Here is an 18447-nt window from a genome sequence, read left to right as displayed (position 1 = left end):
TCGCCGCCCTCTTAAACTTACAGAATTTCCAGCAGCTCAACTTCGAAGATCAAGGTGCTGAATGGTGGGATAGAGGCACCCGCACCGCGCTCGCCGTAGGCGAGGTTATGTGGAATCGCCAGTTCCCATTTGGAACCGACTGGCATCAGCGTCAGCGCTTCAATCCAGCCCGCGATTACACCGCTTACCGGGAATTCAGCCGGTTCGCCGCGCGCCACTGAGCTATCAAACACGGTGCCGTCGATCAGCTTACCGGTGTAGTGTACGCGCACACGATCCTGACGCGATGGGATTGGGCCTTCGCCTTGGGTCAGCACGCTGAATTGCAGACCGGTTTCGGTGCTGCTCACACCTTCACGCTGCGCGTTCTGCTCCAGGAATTTCTGGCCTTCTGCGGCCATAGCTTCTACACGCTCACGACGCACGCCTTCGGCACGTTCGTGCACTTCACGCAGCGCGCGATGTACCACATCAACCGGGACCGCCGGTGAGTTCCCTTCCAGCGCGTCGCGCAGGCCGGCGAGCAGTGCTTCCGGCTGCAAACCTTGCAGTCCAGACTCTTGCAACTGCTGGCCTACCTGTAAACCGATACCGTAACTTGCTTGTGATTCGACGCTGTCGAATGAAGGGGTCGTCATCTTGATTCCTTAATCCCGGAGAAAAAAATAGAACCGGCAGCATACCAGCGCAGGCGCGTGGCGTAAAATCTCGCGCGCCGCAGATGACATTTCTCAGCGAAAAGGAAACAATACACGCGTCAAATTGTTCAATGCTGGCAGGCACTTCCCGCCCGTATTGCCCATACTATAGCTGTGGCGAGATTTTCATCCGTCATCGTCGAAACAAGAGAGAATTCATGGGCCAGATCGCCCCACGACGTCGCAGGACGCGCGCACCGCGTACTTTATTACCTTGGTTGCAACGTTGGCTGCAGCGCATGCCGCGCAAAAAAGCCGCCAGCGAGGAGGATTCACGAATGGCTTCCGATCACCCTTCCCGCGTTCCCGTCGCACTGCAACGCGTCTGGCATTTGCTGGATGATGTGCGCTGGATGGATCCGCTGCCAGCTCTACATCGTCGTGGCATTGTGATTGCCCTGCTGGTGCTGTTGCTGGCGTTTCTCTGGCCGAGCAGTACGCCACAATATCCGGTTGAACGCCCAGCTGATAACGCTGGAAAAGAAGTGCCGATGCAGGCGGAGATTTACGATAACCAACAGCAAAAGCAGCAGAATACGCCACCTAAAACCGATTCACAGGGCGAATGGCGCACCTACAGCGTGGCATCAGGCCAAACGCTGGCGCAGTTGTTCCGCGACAATAATTTGCCGGTCAATGATGTGTTTGCCATGGCGCGAGTGGAAGGTGATGGGCAACCGTTGAGTGCATTGCAGAACGGCCAACAGGTGAAGATTCGCCAGAATGCGCAAGGCGTGGTGACAGGATTAACCGTGGATAGCAGCAACGGCCCGGTGCTGTTTACCCGTCAACCTGACGGCAGCTTTATCCGCGCGCAATAAATCGCAGAAACAAAAACGCCGGCACAGGGCCGGCGTCTTCGCATTACCGAGTAAAATTACTCAGCAACTACATTCACAACCAGCTTAGCGAATACTTCGCTATGGATCTGGAAGTCAACTTCATGCTCACCGGTGGTGCGCAGAACGCCTTCTGGAAGACGAACTTCGCTTTTAGCCACTTCAACGCCTGCTGCAGTTACTGCATCAGCGATGTCACGGGTACCGATGGAACCGAACAGTTTACCAGCGTCGCCTGATTTAGACACGATGGTTACATTGCCCAGTGCGTTGATTTTCTCTGCACGTGCGTTAGCAGCAGCCAGAACGTCAGCCAGTTTGGCTTCCAGTTCAGCGCGACGTGTTTCGAAGAACTCAACGTTTTTCTTGGTAGCAGGAACAGCTTTACCTTGTGGAACCAGGAAGTTACGAGCGTAGCCCGCTTTAACGTTAACCTGATCACCCAGGCTGCCCAGGTTTGCTACTTTATCAAGCAGAATAACTTGCATTACCTTATCCTCTTAAAGTCGTTAATGGACAGCTACCGATTACTGATGACGATCAGTGTACGGCAGCAGGGACAGGTAGCGAGCGCGCTTGATGCAACGAGCGAGCTGGCGCTGGTATTTTGCACGAGTACCGGTGATACGGCTCGGGACAATTTTACCGCTTTCGGTAATGTAGTTTTTCAGTGTAGCGATATCTTTGTAATCAATCTCTACAACGCCTTCCGCGGTGAAACGGCAGAACTTGCGACGACGGAAATAACGTGCCATTAGGCTAGTCTCCAGAATCTATCAAATCAATCTGCTCGGCATGTAACACCATTCTACTCTGCCCATTGCGTGCCTGATGGCAGCTAATGAAACCTTCGAGAGTGAGTTGCGTGCCGACCGTTATATGTTGAGTAATCACCTGATGGGTGCTGCCGCTGATAATCACCGGCATTTGACACCAGGCTTGCCGGTGGAAACCGGCTTCCTCTTGCACAGAACGATGCTCAAGCACGAACTGGCAATGAGGAATCCCTGACGGGCTGACTTTTCGAACTGGCGTCTTGCACACAGTGCCAGACAGGCGCAGCCGATTTGCCGTCATGTCGGATTACTCTTCAGAATCCCCAGCATCTGAGTCATCAGCCGATTCGTTAGCAAAGTCTTCGCGACGATCACGACGCTCATCTTTCGCTTTAACCATCGGAGATGCTTCAGTTACCGCGTGCTTAACGCGCATAACCATGCTGCGGATAACGGCGTCGTTGAAGCGGAAGTTAGTTTCCAGCTCGTCAATCACTTCCTGCGGAGCTTCTACGTTCATCAGAACATAGTGTGCTTTGTGCAGTTTGTTGATTGGGTAAGCCAGCTGACGGCGGCCCCAGTCTTCCAGACGGTGGATCGTGCCTTGTGCACCGGTGATAGCACCAGTGTAACGCTCGATCATACCTGGAACCTGTTCGCTCTGGTCAGGATGGACCATAAATACGATTTCGTAATGACGCATCGATAGCTCCTTACGGATTATTCAGCCTCCTGTCGGGGTCAGCTGCGGCCCATGGAAGCAAGGAACGTTATAGGTGGTGGATCATTGCAATGAATGAAACACACCTCTGAATGCAGCTGAAAAATTGACGCGTAATCATACTGGCGTCTTGCTTGAAACTCAAGCGCACAATTCATCAAATCGCGGGGTTCGTGCTAGGCGCTAACACCTTTTGTGCTAAGCATTGTGATTCAGCGGGTTAAGTCGCGATGGTTCAAATTCTCTGAACGAGGCGTTCAACAGGACGATCTGGCAGCAATGTGGCGAAGAACTACACTATTTACAGGCGCAACGGTTTGGCCAATTTGTCGCGTCTGAGAGTGAATTCCCTGTGAGTTTGGAGTCGATTATGAAAACTATCATTATCGCCACTTTACTGGGTCTCTTCCTGTCTCCACCCGCTTTTGCCAGCTCCGCTGACTATGCGCAGCAGATGAGAAGTAACAGCAATGCGGCTTCAGGCTATGTCTACGTCAACCGGCTGGATGCGCCTGCCAATACTAACCCAGTCAGTGCCAATAGTAGTGCGGCCGATCGGTTGTCGTCACAACTGTAATCCGGCTTGTCGTAACAGGCTGGCGTTCATCGCGCCAGCCTGATGTTTTTCTATAAATGATGTTTAAAGAAACTCACCAACGCCGTTAATGCCGCTGGCGTGATTTTATGGCCGATATGTTTCTCGGATAATGACGTCAGATGCTGATCTAACGCGGCTTCACGCAACGCTTTATCCAGTCGCGCCGTTTCGGCGAATGGCACCACTTCATCCGCTTCACCGTGCCACAGCAGCAAAGGTCGATTGGCCAATTTATCTAAATGTTGGCTAGGATCGTAAGGCGCTAACGGAGCCAGACGCGCAGCGAGCGTCTCTTTTTGTTCTGCCGTACGCGCCACCAGCGGCGGAAACAGCGTTTGGCTGAGCTGCATAAAGTAGCCGGACCCCATCATGCACGCCACACTGTGGATCTGCGGATAGCGTGCCATCGCGCCCAACGCGGTCATGCCGCCCATCGAAGCGCCCGCCACCGCGAAGCGTTCATCGGCGATCCAGTCGTGCTCACGCAGCGCAGCTTCCAGCAGCGCCACTTCGTCGATGTTCTGTTTGAGGATCTCCCAGAAATGCGTCATGCGCGCTTCGGTATCACCGTTGTAGCGTGCGCCGTGCATATCCGCATCCGGCATGATGACGCGAAAACCGGCTTGCGCCAGCGCCACCGCAAAATAGCTGTACACCTCTTTAGATGAGGTGAACCCGTGATAGAACAACACCGTTGGTAACCGCGATTGCCGCTGTCCGGCCGGTGCCGCATGAATGCATTCGATCCCCGCCAGATTCTCCGTTGCCAACTCAATCATACCGCCTCCGTTGAGAATGATTATCACTGGACACAGTGTAAGTGCTACACGACAAAACGCGAGCCACTTCACATTTAATTCGAATAATTTCCGCACTAAACTTTTTGTGCTTTTTGCCGTTGATCTTGTACCCCTTCAATAATTTCAAAAAAGGTACTTTATGAAGCGTCTTTCTCTCAGCGCCATGGGTCTCGGAATTAAGCTGTCTGTATTGACGTCTTTGAGCGTGGCAATTGTGCTGTTTACTCTGACCTTAACCCTGAGCCATAACGCCGCGCGTCAGCTTGAACAGCTGGCAACCGATGATATGCAGAACCAGGTGCTAGGCATTAATGAAATGGCCACCATGTTCAACGCCACACTCTCGGAAGAGGTGGCCAACTACACCAAACTGTTCCAAAGCTTCCTGCCAAAGCGTTTTAGCCGTGATGAAAGCGAGCGCATTCAGGTCGGCGAGCTCAGCACGCCCACGCTGCGTGCCGGATTAAAAACCCTCAATCTTGATCAGATTGCGGTGGATGATTTCCTTGATCGTACCGGCGCAGTCTCGACCATTTTCGTGCGCGATGGCGACGACTTCATTCGCATCGCGACGTCGTTGAAGAAAGAGGATGGCAATCGCGCCGTTGGCACCAAGCTGGATCGCAGCAGCGCGGCGTGGCGCAGCATCAATCAAGGCCAGGTTTTTCGCGGCCTGGCAACGCTGTTCGGCCATCGCTACATCACGCAGTATCAGCCGGTGCAAGACAATGACGGCGCGGTGATCGCTATTCTGTTTGTTGGCGTGCAGATTGATGCGCAGTACACCTTGATGCGCGACAAAGTACTGGCACGCCATTTAGGTGACAGCGGCAAGTTCTTTGTGCTGAACGGCGCGCCGGGCAGCAACCAAGGGCAATATCTGTTTGATCGTCAAAACGAAGGCAAGCTGCCACTGTGGGATAACGCCATTCAGCAACAATTATTGGGTCAGCCTAAAGGGTTGATATCACTTGAATTGGATGGCGAAACCAAACTGTTGGCATGGCAACAACTGCCTGGCTGGAACTGGATTATTGCCGGAGAAGTCAGCCGCGCGAGTCTGCTGGCGCCGATCACACACAGTCGCAATCTGTTTATGGCGATAGGTTTGGCGCTGGTTATTGCCTTTGCGCTGGGCTTCATCTGGTACAGCCGCCGCGCCATTACACGTCCGCTGCAACAGGTGATTCATCTGGCCGAGCAGTACGCCGCCGGTAATTTGCAGGCGCATCTCCAATCCAGCCGTCGTGACGAAATCGGCCAGTTGGTCAGCGCGATCAACGGTATTGGCGACGGGTTGGAGAAAGTGGTGAGCCAGGTGCGTGCGGCCGCGCGCGATATCAGCAGCGGCACCGACAGCATCGCCGCCGGCAGTTCGAGTATTAGCGAGCAGATTGGCCGCCAGGCCAGCAGCGTGGAAGAAACCTCGGCTAGCATGGAACAGTTTGGTGCCACGGTGGCGCAGACTGCGGCCAACGTGCGTCAGGCAATGGCGTTGGTCGGTGAAGCGGCGAATACCGTCAATCACGGCGGCAGCACCGTGGCGCGCTCGGTGGAAACCATGTCGGAGATTCGCGTTGCTTCACAAAGTATCGCCGATATTACCCATGTGATTGAATCGATCGCCTTCCAGACCAACATTCTGGCGTTGAATGCCGCGGTTGAAGCGGCGCGTGCTGGCGAACACGGCAAAGGCTTTGCGGTGGTGGCGGCGGAAGTGCGCGCGCTGGCACAACGCAGCGCTAATGCCGCTAAAGAGATTGATGGGCTGATTGCCACGTCGATCGACAAGGTGGCAGCGGGACACGCGCTGTCCGAGCAAACGCGCGATGCGATGAGCCACATCGTCAATCATATCGAGCAGGTTAAAACCTTGATGGGCGAGATTAATATTGCCGCACAGGAACAAGCGGCGGGTATTGGTCAGGTTAATCTGGCGATGAACCACATCAGCCAGGCAACCCATCAAAGCAGCGATATGGTTAATCAGTCGGAAACCACTGCCAATCATTTGAGTCAGAAAGGTCATCATCTGACGCAGTTGGTGAGCATTTTTCATCTGAAGGACTAAAAGCGGCAGGAAGATGGCTTACACTTGAGCCATCTTCCCGATTCAGGAATTGCTATGCGCACTCTATTTCTGGCGTTGTCTTTACTGTTGAGCGGATGTTCTGCTTTTACCACCACGCCACAAGCTCCACCCGCACCGAGCAAGCATGCGCAGGAAATCACCCGCGCACAAAGCTATGGCTTGCCGAAACTTGGCAATATCACCGCCACCACACGCGGTTCACCGGATGATGCCCAGCGCGCCATTGCGGCCAAAGCCAATCAAGCCGGTGCGGTTTACTACCAAATCCTGATGCTGGATGAAACCACCATTCCCAGCTTCTGGTACGCCACGGCGATTCTGTATGGCGCGCCTTCAGCCAGCGCTGGTGCGCAGCAGTAAGCGCGAGCAGAGATCCTCGCTCAACGCGCGATGCCCGCGCGTATCCAATTGCTGCTGGCACCATGCATCGGCCAGCGGCGGTTCCGCCACTTTCAGCAAAATTGCCGCCGTCGCCAGCTGATACAGCTCGCGGGTAATTTCGCGCGCTTGCCCTTCGCGCGGATTGGCAAGCTGCAAACGCAATTGCCGCCAACGGCGATCAAAATGACGATTGCTGCCTTTCACCGCATCAAACTCATCGTGCAGCATGGTCATCACTTCAACATGACGGCCCATCACGCGCAGCACATCGAGACACATCACATTGCCAGAGCCTTCCCAAATGCTGTTCACCGGCATTTCACGATACAAGCGCGGCAACTCGCTCTCTTCGCAGTAACCAATCCCGCCTAACACTTCCATCGCTTCCGCTACAAACGGCATGCCCGCCTGGCACACCACGAACTTGGCGGCGGGCGTGAATAAGCGTGCATATAAACGTTCATGCTGATTCGCGGGCGTTGACCAGGCACGCGCCAGCCGCATCAACAATGCCGTTTGCCCCTCCAGTTGCAGCGCCTGCTGCGCAAGCACTGCGCGCATCAAAGGCTGATCGCTGAGATTTTTGCCCATCAACTGACGCTGCTGTGCATGATGCACCGCAATGGATAGCGCACGGCGCATTTGTCCGTGGCTACCCAACGCACAATCAAAGCGTGTCATGCCGCCCATTTTCAGGATCAGCCGCACGCCCTCGCCTTCCTCGCCCATCAGCCAACCGATGGCATCCTGAAATTCCACTTCGGCGCTGGCATTCGAGCGATTGCCCAACTTGTTTTTCAGACGTTCAAGGCGGATGGCGTTACGCGTGCCGTCGGGCAGCAAGCGTGGCAGGAAGAAGCAACTCAGTCCTTGCGCGGTTTGCGCCAGAATCAGATGCGCATCGCTTTGCGGCACCGAGAAGAACCATTTGTGGCCGGTGATACGATACGCTTCGCCCGGCCCACGAATGCCTAAAGGTTCAGCGCGCGTGGTGTTACTGAGCACATCGGTCCCGCCCTGTTTTTCCGTCATGCCCATACCAATCAACAGACCACGCTTTTTATTGCCGGGCAGATGATGGGCATCGTAACGATCGCTGAGCAGCGTATCGCACCAATCTTCGTAGGTTTGAGGAAGGTGATTTTGCAGCAGCGGAATGGCGGCGTGCGTCATGGTGACCGGACAAAGCGAACCGGCTTCAACTTGCGCATGCAACATAAAGCGCGCCGCACGCGCCACCATCGCATGCGGCTGCACATCGGGTTGCCAACTCAGATTGTGTAAGCGGCTGGCGCACAATCCCTGCATTAACAAATGCCACGCCGGGTGAAAACGCACTTCGTCGAGACGTTCACCGCGCGCATCGTAACGCAGCAGTTCCGGCGGCTCGGCGTTCGCCAGGCGGCCAAGTTCCAGCGATTCGGCGCTGCCAAGTTGCAAACCTACCGAAGCCAGCCATTCACGGTCCCAGCTGGCGCCTTCGCGTGCCACGGCCTCGCACAAGGCGATATCGCGGGTAAACAGATTGCTGTTGCTGAGTGGATGTGGCTGATTGAATACGGTGTGGGTATTCCAGTTCATTGAGCATTCCCCTTCATACGTATTTCTAAAGTATGAAGGGGATTTGTAGTTATGCCTGGCCTGGAAAATCTTTTGCGGCGAGGATCACGCCTGGCGCTGGCGTACCGCTTCGAACAAGCAAACGCCAGTGGCAACCGACACATTCAGAGAAGAAACGCTGCCAGCCATTGGAATGCTGATCAACTCATCGCAGTGTTCACGGGTTAAACGACGCATGCCTTCACCTTCTGCGCCCATCACCAGCGCCATTGGGCCGGTCATTTTGCTTTGGTAAACAGTATGATCGGCTTCGCCGGCGGTGCCCACCACCCAAATGTTGTATTCCTGCAACAGACGCAAGGTACGCGCCAGATTGGTGACGCGAATCAACGGCACGTTTTCCGCCGCGCCGCTCGCCACTTTTTTGGCGGTGGCATTCAGCGGGGCCGCACGATCTTTTGGCACAATCACCGCGTGCACGCCAGCCGCATCAGCACTGCGCAGGCAGGCGCCAAGGTTGTGCGGATCGGTAACGCCATCCAGCACCAGCAAGAATGGCTTTTCCAGGCTTTGCAGCAGATCCGGCAGATCGCCTTCCTGGTACTGCTTGCCCGGTTTCACGCGCGCCACGATCCCCTGATGCACGCCGCCTTCAACCTGGCTATCGAGCCATTGGCGATTGGCAACTTGCACCGGAATGCCCTGAGCTTCCAGCGCGAGGATCAGCGGATGCAGGCGACGATCGTCACGGCCTTTGAGGATAAAGACTTCCTGAAAACGCTGAGGATCGCGCTCCAGCAACGCCTGCACGGCATGAATACCAAAAATTATTTCACTCATTACTTTGCTCAAGGTTGGATGTAGATCGTTGAATTCAGTGCCATTAAAAGGTGCGCAAAAATGCGCACCCTACAACGGTTTCGTAGGGTCGCCATTAATGGCGACCAAACTATTAAGCTTCGTCAGGTTGCTTCTTCGACGCGCGCTTGGCTTTGGTAGCGGCGGCGATTTTACGGGTTTTATCCGAGACTTTTTTGCCTTTTTTCTCAGTTTTCACCACGGGCTCAGCAACGGCCGGTTTTTTCTTGCCGCCTTTTGCTGCCTGAGCGGCGACTGCGGGTTTCTTCTTGTCACCACGGAAAGCAGAGTCTGGCTCAAAGGTGCCTTTCTTACCGGCATCGCGACGGCGTTTGGCTGGCGGTTTGCCGCCACGTTTTTCGCGCTCGCGTTCGGTTTTACCTTCGCCGCGCGGCACGCGTTTGCTGGAGATCAGCGCAAAGTCGATTTTGCGTTCATCCATATGCACCGCATCGACACGCACTTCTACTGCGTCGCCAAGACGATAAGTACGGCCACCGGATTCGCCAATCAGACGCTGGCCCACCGGATCGAAGCGATAGTAATCGTTATCCAGCGTGGAGACGTGCACCAAGCCATCGATGAACAGGTCATTAAGGCGTACGAAGAAACCAAAACCGGTGACGCTGGAGATCACACCGTTGAACACGTTTCCGACCTGATCCTGCATGAAGTCACACTTCAGCCAGTCAGCAACATCGCGTGTGGCTTCATCCGCACGGCGCTCAGTCAACGAACAGTGCTGACCGAGTTGCAGCATCTGCTGCATGTCGTAGTGATAGCCGCCGGTTGGCGTGGTAATACCATCCACTTCGCCGCGCTCTTTCGCCAGCAGATATTTGATGGCGCGATGTAGCAGCAGATCCGGATAACGACGAATCGGCGAGGTAAAGTGCGCATACGAAGCCAGCGCCAGACCAAAGTGGCCGCGGTTTTCAGGATCGTAAACCGCTTGTTTCATCGAGCGCAGCAACATAGTTTGCAGCATTTCTGCGTCCGGACGATCGGCCACTTGTTTCAGCAAATCGGCATAATCAATCGGCTGCGGTTTCGCACCGCCCGGCAGGCTCAAGCCCAACTCGTTCAACACCGTGCGGAAGCTCTTAATGCTGTCTTCGCTTGGACGATCGTGATCGCGGAACAGCGCGGGCTCTTGGTTTTTCTCAACAAAACGCGCCGAAGCGATGTTGGCGAGAATCATGCACTCTTCAATCAGCTTATGCGCATCATTACGCGAAGTGCGCTCAACACGCTCAATGCGACGTTCGGCGTTGAAGATGAACTTGGCTTCTTCCGTTTCGAACGAAATGCCGCCACGTTGCTCACGCGCAGTTTCCAGCACTTGATACATGTTGTGCAGTTCATGCAGATGTGGAACCTGCGCCGCATATTGCTCGCTCAGCTCGGCATCGCCTTGCAGAATGCTCCACACTTTGTTGTAAGTCAGGCGTGCATGAGAATTCATCACCGCTTCATAGTGTTTGAAGCCAGTGAGTTTGCCGCTCGAGGAGATGGTCATCTCGCACACCATGCACAGGCGATCCACCTGCGGATTCAGTGAGCACAAACCGTTCGAGAGGATTTCCGGCAGCATCGGGATAACCTGCGACGGGAAATACACCGAGGTGCCGCGCTGATGCGCTTCGTCATCCAACGGCGTGCCCGGACGCACGTAGTAACTGACATCAGCAATCGCCACCCACAGGCGCCAGCCGCCACCACGTTTCTTCTCACAGAACACCGCGTCATCGAAGTCACGCGCGTCTTCGCCGTCGATGGTAACCAACGGCAACTTGCGCAGATCGATACGGCCTTGTTTCGCTTCTTCCGGCACTTCTTCTTTCAGTTTGGCGATCTGTTTTTCAACTTCTTCCGGCCAGGTGTGCGGAATTTCATGGGTGCGCACCGCCATATCGACGGCAAGGCTGGTACCCATATCATCGCCCAGCAGCTCGGTGATTTTACCCAGCGCTTTGGTGCGACGCGTGGCGCGTTGGGTGATTTCCACCACCACCACTGAGCCCATGCGCGCATTCAACGTTTCTTCTTGTGGAATCAGGATGTCGAAGCTTAAGCGGCTGTCGTCTGGCACCACAAACGCGGTGCCCGCATCCGTGAAGAAGCGGCCGACGATTTGGCTGTTACGCGGCTCCAGCACGCGTACTACGCGCGCTTCACGGCGACCTTTACGATCGGCGCTGCCTGGCTGCGCCAGAATCACATCGCCGTGCAGACAGAATTTCATCTGCTCAGCGGAGAGATAGAAATCATCTTTCTGGCCTTCCACACGCAGGAAGCCATAACCATCGCGGTGACCAATCACTTTGCCACGCAGCAAATCGAGACGTTCAGGCAAGGCATAGCATTGGCGGCGAGTGAACACCAACTGACCGTCGCGCTCCATGGCGCGTAGACGGCGGCGCAGCGCTTCGAGCTGCTCTTCGCTGGTGATGTTGAGTTCCTGCGCGATGTCATCGCGGTTGGTCGGTTTTTCCCGTTTTTCTAACAGTGCCAGGATAAATTCGCGGCTTGGAATAGGGTTTTCGTACTTTTCAGCTTCTCTATCCTGGAAAGGATCTTTTGACATTACGGTTCCTCCGATGTCATTTAATTTGAATTGCCACCGGCGGTTCGGACAATAAAAGTTGGTACAGCGAGTCGTTGTTTTTGACCAAATCGGCCAGCGTGTATTTGTCCAGTTCCTTGAGGAATAGCTGGACCGCGTCGTACAGCGCTTTGCGTAAGCGACAAGCTGGGGTAATCACGCACTCATCACAGTTCACCAGCTGCAATGGTTCCATTTTTCTCACCACGTCGCCGATCACAATTTTTTCCGGGTCCATGCCTAAACGAATTCCGCCGTTTTTACCGCGTGTTGCGGCAACAAAGCCTGCCCGGCTGAGTTGGTTGATGATCTTAACCATGTGATTTCGCGACACCCCGTAGGTATCGGTGACTTCGGTGATGTTGGTCTGCTTACCTTCCGGTAACGTCGCCATGTAAATCAGCGCACGCAGACCATAATCGGTAAAACTTGTTAGCTGCACATATACCTCAAAGAATCATCGGTCGTTATGGTTATGCGCCGGTCGGCGTGATGTTTAAGTATGATGATAAACCAGAGCGTGGAGGCCGGTGCGTTTTTTTCCGGCAAGTGCCGATATTTGCGAGAAAAAACAGAGTGAGAGGCGTTGAAGAGCAGATAAATGAAGGCCGGACATTGTCCGGCCTCTAATAATTATGCGTCGAACGGGTCGCGCAGAATCATGGTCTCACTACGGTCTGGGCCGGTAGAAATAATATCAATCGGCACACCGGTTACTTCTTCTACACGCTTGATGTAGTCACGAGCCGCTTGCGGCAGACCATCCAGCGTCTTCACGCCAAAGGTGGTTTCGCTCCAGCCTGGCATTGATTCATAAATCGGCTCAATGCCTTCCCAGCCTTCAGCAGCCAGCGGCGTGGTGGTCATTTCGCGGCCATCTGGCATGCGATAACCGACGCAAATTTTCACTTCTTTCAGGCCATCCAGCACGTCCAGTTTGGTCATGCAGAAACCTGACAGTGAGTTGATCTGTACGGCACGGCGCACGGCAACCGCATCCAACCAACCAGTACGACGACGACGACCGGTGGTCGCGCCAAACTCGTTACCTTGTTTGCACAGGAACTCGCCAGTTTCATCGAACAGTTCAGTCGGGAATGGACCTGCACCCACGCGGGTTGAGTAGGCTTTCACGATACCCAGTACGTAATCAACGTAACGTGGACCAATACCAGAACCGGTCGCTACGCCACCTGCGGTGGTGTTAGAAGACGTCACGTACGGATAAGTACCGTGATCGATATCCAGCAGCGTACCCTGCGCACCTTCGAACATGATCAGGTCGCCACGCTTGCGCGCGCCGTCCAGCAGTTCAGAAACGTCAACCACCATGCTGGTCAGGATGTCGGCAACAGCCAGTACATCGTTCAGCACTTTTTCGTAGTCTACTGCGTCGGTTTTGTAATAGTTAACCAGCTGGAAGTTGTAGAAATCGACGATTTCTTTCAGCTTCACCGCGAAGGTTTCTTTGTTGAAGAGATCGCTCACGCGCAGACCGCGACGAGCCACTTTATCTTCATACGCTGGGCCGATACCGCGGCCCGTGGTGCCGATAGCTTTGGCGCCACGCGCTTTTTCGCGCGCCAGATCCATTGCTACGTGGTATTGCAGAATCAACGGGCAAGCTTCAGAGATCAGCAGACGTTCACGTACCGGCACACCGCGCTCTTCCAGCCCTTTCATCTCTTTCATCAGCGCTTCAGGCGACAACACCACACCATTACCAATGATGCTGGTGACGTTTTCACGCAGGATGCCAGAGGGAATTAAGTGGAGGACGGTTTTTTCACCGTTGATGACAAGTGTGTGGCCTGCATTGTGGCCACCTTGATAACGCACGACGTAATTCGCGCGCTCTGTCAGAAGGTCTACGATCTTACCTTTACCTTCGTCACCCCATTGGGTGCCCAGTACGACGACGTTCTTACCCATTTTTTCAAAATCACCGATTGCTTAAAAAAGGATTCTACCACCTGATTTTGTCTCTTTCAGCACTTTTAGCATACGATTGCGCTGTTTTTTGCCTGAGTTTTGGTCAGCTCACAACATGTTGGGGGAAGCGCGGCAATGAGACACAATTCACCGTGCGACAGCGCACAAATTTACGCTAATTATCGCGCGTGCAGGCTGATCATGGCGTAAATCACCACGCCGGCCACGACTAAACCACCGCCAAAACGATGCAGAAGACGATCGGGCAACTGCGTCATCGCCAAAATCATGCGACGCCAGGCGCGCGGCATAAACATCGGCCCAAGTCCTTCCAGCACCAAAACCAAAGCCAGCGCCATCCAGATGGTTGTATTCATGATTTTTTCCCAAAAAAAAGGCCGACAACAGTGTCGGCCTCAGAGTTATATCAGTTCTTAACGCGTGGCGTTAGAGGGCGCTTTCATATAGCGGAAGAAATCGCTATCCGGGCTTAACACCAACACATCCTGGTTGTCTGCGAAGCTATTCTCATAGGCGCGCAGGCTACGGATAAAGGCGTAGAAATCAGGGTCCTGGCTGAAAGCATCAGCAAACAGTTTTGCTGCTTCACCATCACCTTCACCACGTGAAATCAGCGCCTGACGCTGTGCTTCTGCCAGCGTACGCGTTACCTGATAATCGGCCTGAGCACGCAGTTTTTCTGCCTCTTCCTGACCTTGTGAACGTTGGCTACGCGCAACCGCTTCACGCTCAGCGCGCATACGGTTGTAGATCGCATCAGACACTTCGGTTGGCAGGTTGATCTGCTTGATACGCACATCAACCACCTGAATACCCAATGCCGCCATACTGTTCGGATTTGGTGCCGGTTCGCTGCTGTTGGTTTCACGCTCTACACGTGCTGCCGCATTCGCAATCGCATCATCGGCTGCTGGCGTCTGCACTTCATCATCAGCGCCTGCGGTACCGGTGTTCAGCGCATCGCGAACGTCAGTGGTTAAACGACCACGCGAATCAGTAACGATGTCTTTAACATCCAGTCGACCCATTTCAGAACGCAGACGGTCACTGAACTTACGTTTCAGCAGTACTTCAGCTTGAGAAACGTCGCCACCGCCAGTTGCCAGGTAGTAACGGCTGAAATCGCTGATACGCCATTTGATATAAGAATCAACGATCAGGTCTTTCTTCTCTTTGGTAACAAAGCGATCGGCTTGGTTATCCATGGTCTGAATACGTGCATCCAGCGATTTAACCGTTTCAATGAATGGAATCTTGAAATGCAGACCTGGCGCGTATACCTGCGGTTTGTTTTCGCTATCGCGCAGAACTTTGCCAAAGCGCAGCACAATGCCACGTTGACCTTCCTGCACCACGAACAGTGACGCGTAAAGCACCACCAGCACTACAATAATTACGGCGATGATTGGCTTACGCATCGATTACTCCCTCCCTTCGCGCTGGGTATCGTTGCGCAGCGCATTGGCGCGACGCTGATCCATGATGCTGTCTGGACTGTATGATGAAGTGTCGCTGCGGCTCGCGTTGCTGCCGGAAGTCGAAGGCGACTTCATCAGGTTTGTCGTCTTGTTGCCGCTCTGGCCTGATGTCTGGCCACCGCGCATCAGCTGATCCAATGGCAGAACCGTCAGATTGTTACCACGATCGCTGATCAACACTTTGCGAGTGTGGCTCAACACGCGTTCCATGGTTTCGATGTAAAGACGTTCTTTAGTGATTTCTGGTGCCGCTTTATATTCTGGCAACAGACGGGCAAAACGCGCCACTTCACCTTGTGCTTCAAGCACAGTACGTTCTTTGTAAGCGCGACCTTCTTCCAGGATACGCTGCGCCTGACCATTAGCACGCGGCTGCACTTCATTCGAATAGGCTTCCGCTTCACGCACGTACTGCTCACGGTTTTCACGTGCAGCAATCGCATCATCAAACGAGGCTTTAACTTCTTCTGGTGGACGCGCCGCCTGGAAGTTTACGTCAAGCAGCGTGATGCCCATGTTGTAAGGACGAATGGTTTCGTCGAGCTCGCGTTGGGTTTCGCTACGCACCACGGTACGGCCTTCAGTCAGGATGCGATCCATGGTTGAACGACCAATAACACCGCGCAATGCGCTGTCCGTCGCCTGACGCAAGCTGTCGTCGGCGCTGGTCACGGCATACAGATAACGCTCAGGATCGGTCACGCGATACTGCACGTTCATCTCAACGCGCACTACGTTCTCATCCGAGGTTAACATCACGCCAGAAGCCGCCAATTCACGTACCGCTTCAACGTTGACCGCACGAACCTGATCGATAAAGGTCGGTTTCCAGTTAAGGCCCGGCTCCACCAAATGGCTGAATTTGCCAAAGCGCGTAACCACACCGCGTTCTGCTTCTTTGATGGTGTAGAAACCGCTGGCTGCCCAGATGACCACTGCCGCGACGGCAACAATGCCAACCACTTTGCCACCGCTACCGCCGCTGCGCTGGCCATTATCATTCTGTTTGCCACCGCCCAATCCGCCGAGTTTTTTACTCAGCTTACGGAAGATATCATCCAGATCAGGAGGCCCCTGATCGCGCCCTCCTTTATTTCCCCCAGAGTTGCCGCCTTGATTATTGCTGCTTCCCCACGGGTCGCGGTCCTGTCCGTTATTTCCGGGCTGATTCCACGCCATGTCTCTACTCCATTTATTGTATTTACGTTTTTTACCCTTCATCTTTCGGATTGCAGCTTCGTTGGCTGCCTTCGTTCCCCCCAGTCACTTACACATGTAAGCTCTTGGGGATTCACTCAGTTGCCGCCTTGCTGGAATCCGAAATATTCGGCTAAATCCAGCACACGCGGCCTGCAACGATAATGACAACAATCTTCAAGATATTGAGTAAAGGCGTTTGGGCAATGTTAAACAATATAATCAGCGAGTGACGGCTCTTGTTTGCATAAACGACGCCAATCAACAATCGGCATACGCACGTGCAAACTCACACAGCCATCATCTTCATTCCATTCTTTTTCTATTGCGTGTAACTGATAAAAACGACTGCGTAAACGGCCTGCTTCTGGCGGCAGGCGTAAATCGTATTGCGCAATTTCTCCGGCTAAACGCTCAGAAAGCGCCTGCCACAGTAACGGCAAACCGAGCCCGGTTTGCGCCGATAACCAAACGCGAATCGGTTGGTTCTCTTCGTTGCGATCGATACGTGGCTCAAAGCCTTCCAACATATCGATTTTGTTCATCACCATCAGTGCTGGAATTTCATCGGATTCTATTTCTGCCAGCACTTCGTTGACGGCTTCAATGTTGTCATTGATGCGTAAATCAGCCGCATCAACCACATGCAGCAGCAACGCTGCCTGACGCGTTTCCTGCAATGTGGCTTTAAACGCGGCAACTAAGTCATGCGGCAAATGACGAATAAATCCAACGGTATCCGCTAAAACCACTTCGCCAACATCGGCCACATTCAGGCGACGTAACGTCGGATCAAGCGTCGCAAACAGCTGATCTGCCACGTAAACATCAGCGGAGGTGATCGCATTGAACAGAGTAGATTTGCCTGCGTTGGTGTATCCCACCAGAGAAACGGTAGGCACATCAGCTTTTGCTCGTGATTGTCGGCCCTGATCGCGCTGCTTCTCAACACGCTCAAGGCGAGAAAGGATCAGGCTAATTCGATTGCGCAGCAAACGACGGTCCGTTTCCAACTGGGTTTCACCCGGACCACGCAAACCGATACCGCCTTTTTGGCGCTCAAGGTGCGTCCATCCACGCACTAAGCGGGTTGCCATATGGCGTAACTGTGCCAGCTCGACCTGTAATTTACCCTCATGGGTACGGGCGCGCTGGGCGAAAATATCAAGAATTAAGCCGGTGCGGTCAACAACACGACATTCGCACACACGCTCTAAATTACGTTCCTGGGCAGGAGTTAAGGCATGATCGAATAAAACGACCGATGCTCCACTCGCTTTCACCGCATCGGCAATTTCAACTGCCTTTCCTTCACCGACAAAATATTTGGGATGTGGCGCTTTACGGCTGCCCGTAATGACTTGCAGCGCTTCAACGCCCGCAGAAGAGACAAGAGTTTCAAACTCCTGCAAATCTTCCAGCTCTTTGTCTTGGGAGAACCAGATGTGTACCAGTACGGCCTGCTCACCGGCATCATAACGGTCAAACAAGCTATAACCTCGCTAAATAAAATAACCAGGACAGGAAAACGTTATCGCTCCCCAGCCCTGGCTTTACGGCAGCGCAAAATTATTCTGCGTTATCGCCGTCTTGTTGTGGCTGCGACTGAGCGCCTTGGCTGCTTCCGCTGTGATGATAGTTGCTGCTACCACCGCTGCCGCCCGCGTTGTTGCTATGGTGCGAAACTGGACGAGAAGGAACCACTGTAGAGATGGCGTGCTTATACACCATCTGGCTAACCGTGTTTTTCAACAGAATGACGAACTGATCAAAGGATTCAATTTGCCCTTGCAGCTTAATACCATTCACCAAATAAATCGAAACCGGTACACGTTCACGACGCAATGCGTTCAAAAACGGGTCTTGTAAAGATTGCCCCTTAGCCATTCTA

At 53.8% G+C, this 18447-nt stretch carries 20 protein-coding genes; 4 read left to right on the top strand and 16 right to left on the bottom strand.

What is annotated here, in order from left to right:
- Positions 1–17 precede the first annotated feature (17 nt).
- Positions 18–638, bottom strand: a complete 621-nt coding sequence (gene bamJ / locus ACPUC7_RS04955) for a BamJ family beta-barrel-assembly machinery protein (RefSeq protein ID WP_343554552.1) — start codon at positions 636–638, stop codon at positions 18–20.
- Between the two features lie 218 nt (positions 639–856).
- On the opposite strand from bamJ, the gene ACPUC7_RS04950 reads away from it, so the two are divergent.
- A complete protein-coding gene (locus ACPUC7_RS04950; protein WP_494921984.1) occupies positions 857–1519 on the top strand; it encodes a LysM-like peptidoglycan-binding domain-containing protein in 663 nt (220 codons plus the stop codon).
- 56 nt (positions 1520–1575) lie between these two features.
- Here ACPUC7_RS04950 and rplI read toward each other — a convergent pair whose 3' ends face one another.
- From rplI to rpsF, 4 genes are read right to left on the bottom strand one after another with little or no spacing between them, the layout of a single operon-like run.
- Entirely contained in the window at positions 1576–2025 is a 450-nt protein-coding gene (gene rplI, locus ACPUC7_RS04945) for a 50S ribosomal protein L9 (protein WP_343554565.1), read from the bottom strand.
- Between the two features lie 39 nt (positions 2026–2064).
- Entirely contained in the window at positions 2065–2292 is a 228-nt protein-coding gene (gene rpsR / locus ACPUC7_RS04940; protein WP_002210155.1) for a 30S ribosomal protein S18, read from the bottom strand.
- A 4-nt stretch (positions 2293–2296) separates the two neighbouring features.
- Complete coding sequence (priB, locus tag ACPUC7_RS04935; RefSeq protein ID WP_007892027.1) at positions 2297–2614, bottom strand: primosomal replication protein N; 318 nt, start codon at positions 2612–2614, stop codon at positions 2297–2299.
- A 6-nt stretch (positions 2615–2620) separates the two neighbouring features.
- The gene (gene rpsF, locus ACPUC7_RS04930) at positions 2621–3016 is read right to left on the bottom strand and encodes a 30S ribosomal protein S6 (RefSeq protein ID WP_101762874.1); all 396 of its coding nucleotides are present in this window, start codon (positions 3014–3016) and stop codon (positions 2621–2623) included.
- A gap of 388 nt (positions 3017–3404) precedes the next feature.
- On the opposite strand from rpsF, the gene ACPUC7_RS04925 reads away from it, so the two are divergent.
- Positions 3405–3611 carry a hypothetical protein gene (locus ACPUC7_RS04925; RefSeq protein ID WP_343553022.1) on the top strand — a complete coding sequence of 69 codons (207 nt, stop codon included), beginning with the start codon at positions 3405–3407 and terminating at the stop codon, positions 3609–3611.
- Positions 3612–3661: 50 nt separating this feature from the next.
- On the opposite strand, the gene yjfP is transcribed toward ACPUC7_RS04925, so the two are convergent.
- On the bottom strand, positions 3662–4411 hold the full coding sequence (yjfP, locus tag ACPUC7_RS04920) for an esterase (RefSeq protein ID WP_494921983.1): 750 nt from the start codon (positions 4409–4411) through the stop codon (positions 3662–3664).
- Between the two features lie 160 nt (positions 4412–4571).
- Here yjfP and ACPUC7_RS04915 point away from each other — a divergent pair, with 160 nt between their 5' ends.
- Positions 4572–6503 (top strand): methyl-accepting chemotaxis protein, encoded by a 1932-nt coding sequence (locus tag ACPUC7_RS04915; RefSeq protein ID WP_494921982.1) that lies wholly within the window; start codon positions 4572–4574, stop codon positions 6501–6503.
- Positions 6504–6557: 54 nt separating this feature from the next.
- Complete coding sequence (gene bsmA / locus ACPUC7_RS04910) at positions 6558–6884, top strand: biofilm peroxide resistance protein BsmA (RefSeq protein WP_494921981.1); 327 nt, start codon at positions 6558–6560, stop codon at positions 6882–6884.
- Here bsmA and ACPUC7_RS04905 read toward each other — a convergent pair.
- The 10 genes from ACPUC7_RS04905 to hfq form a co-directional block, all read right to left on the bottom strand.
- Positions 6858–8486 (bottom strand): isovaleryl-CoA dehydrogenase, encoded by a 1629-nt coding sequence (locus ACPUC7_RS04905; RefSeq protein WP_494921980.1) that lies wholly within the window; start codon positions 8484–8486, stop codon positions 6858–6860. The genes bsmA and ACPUC7_RS04905 overlap by 27 nt on opposite strands.
- Positions 8487–8570: 84 nt before the next feature.
- The gene (rlmB, locus tag ACPUC7_RS04900; protein ID WP_343553027.1) at positions 8571–9305 is read right to left on the bottom strand and encodes a 23S rRNA (guanosine(2251)-2'-O)-methyltransferase RlmB; all 735 of its coding nucleotides are present in this window, start codon (positions 9303–9305) and stop codon (positions 8571–8573) included.
- Between the two features lie 112 nt (positions 9306–9417).
- Positions 9418–11910: a ribonuclease R gene (gene rnr / locus ACPUC7_RS04895; RefSeq protein ID WP_494921979.1), complete on the bottom strand. Its 2493-nt coding sequence runs from the start codon at positions 11908–11910 to the stop codon at positions 9418–9420.
- A 16-nt stretch (positions 11911–11926) separates the two neighbouring features.
- A complete protein-coding gene (gene nsrR / locus ACPUC7_RS04890; protein ID WP_343553029.1) occupies positions 11927–12370 on the bottom strand; it encodes a nitric oxide-sensing transcriptional repressor NsrR in 444 nt (147 codons plus the stop codon).
- A gap of 191 nt (positions 12371–12561) precedes the next feature.
- Positions 12562–13860: an adenylosuccinate synthase gene (locus tag ACPUC7_RS04885; RefSeq protein WP_343553030.1), complete on the bottom strand. Its 1299-nt coding sequence runs from the start codon at positions 13858–13860 to the stop codon at positions 12562–12564.
- A gap of 179 nt (positions 13861–14039) precedes the next feature.
- Complete coding sequence (locus tag ACPUC7_RS04880) at positions 14040–14237, bottom strand: DUF2065 domain-containing protein (protein ID WP_343553031.1); 198 nt, start codon at positions 14235–14237, stop codon at positions 14040–14042.
- 57 nt (positions 14238–14294) lie between these two features.
- Positions 14295–15299, bottom strand: coding sequence for a protease modulator HflC (gene hflC, locus ACPUC7_RS04875; protein ID WP_343553032.1), 1005 nt, complete (start codon positions 15297–15299; stop codon positions 14295–14297).
- Positions 15300–15302: 3 nt separating this feature from the next.
- Positions 15303–16538 carry an FtsH protease activity modulator HflK gene (hflK, locus tag ACPUC7_RS04870; protein WP_494921978.1) on the bottom strand — a complete coding sequence of 412 codons (1236 nt, stop codon included), beginning with the start codon at positions 16536–16538 and terminating at the stop codon, positions 15303–15305.
- Positions 16539–16765: 227 nt separating this feature from the next.
- Positions 16766–18046, bottom strand: coding sequence for a ribosome rescue GTPase HflX (gene hflX, locus ACPUC7_RS04865; RefSeq protein WP_343553034.1), 1281 nt, complete (start codon positions 18044–18046; stop codon positions 16766–16768).
- A gap of 79 nt (positions 18047–18125) precedes the next feature.
- Entirely contained in the window at positions 18126–18443 is a 318-nt protein-coding gene (gene hfq, locus ACPUC7_RS04860; protein ID WP_007892010.1) for an RNA chaperone Hfq, read from the bottom strand.
- Positions 18444–18447 lie beyond the last annotated feature (4 nt).

It is taken from the genome of Pantoea sp. CFCC18179 (assembly GCF_059412405.1).
Note: the sequence above shows the minus strand (reverse complement) of the source record. Positions and strands in the feature narration are given on the sequence as shown.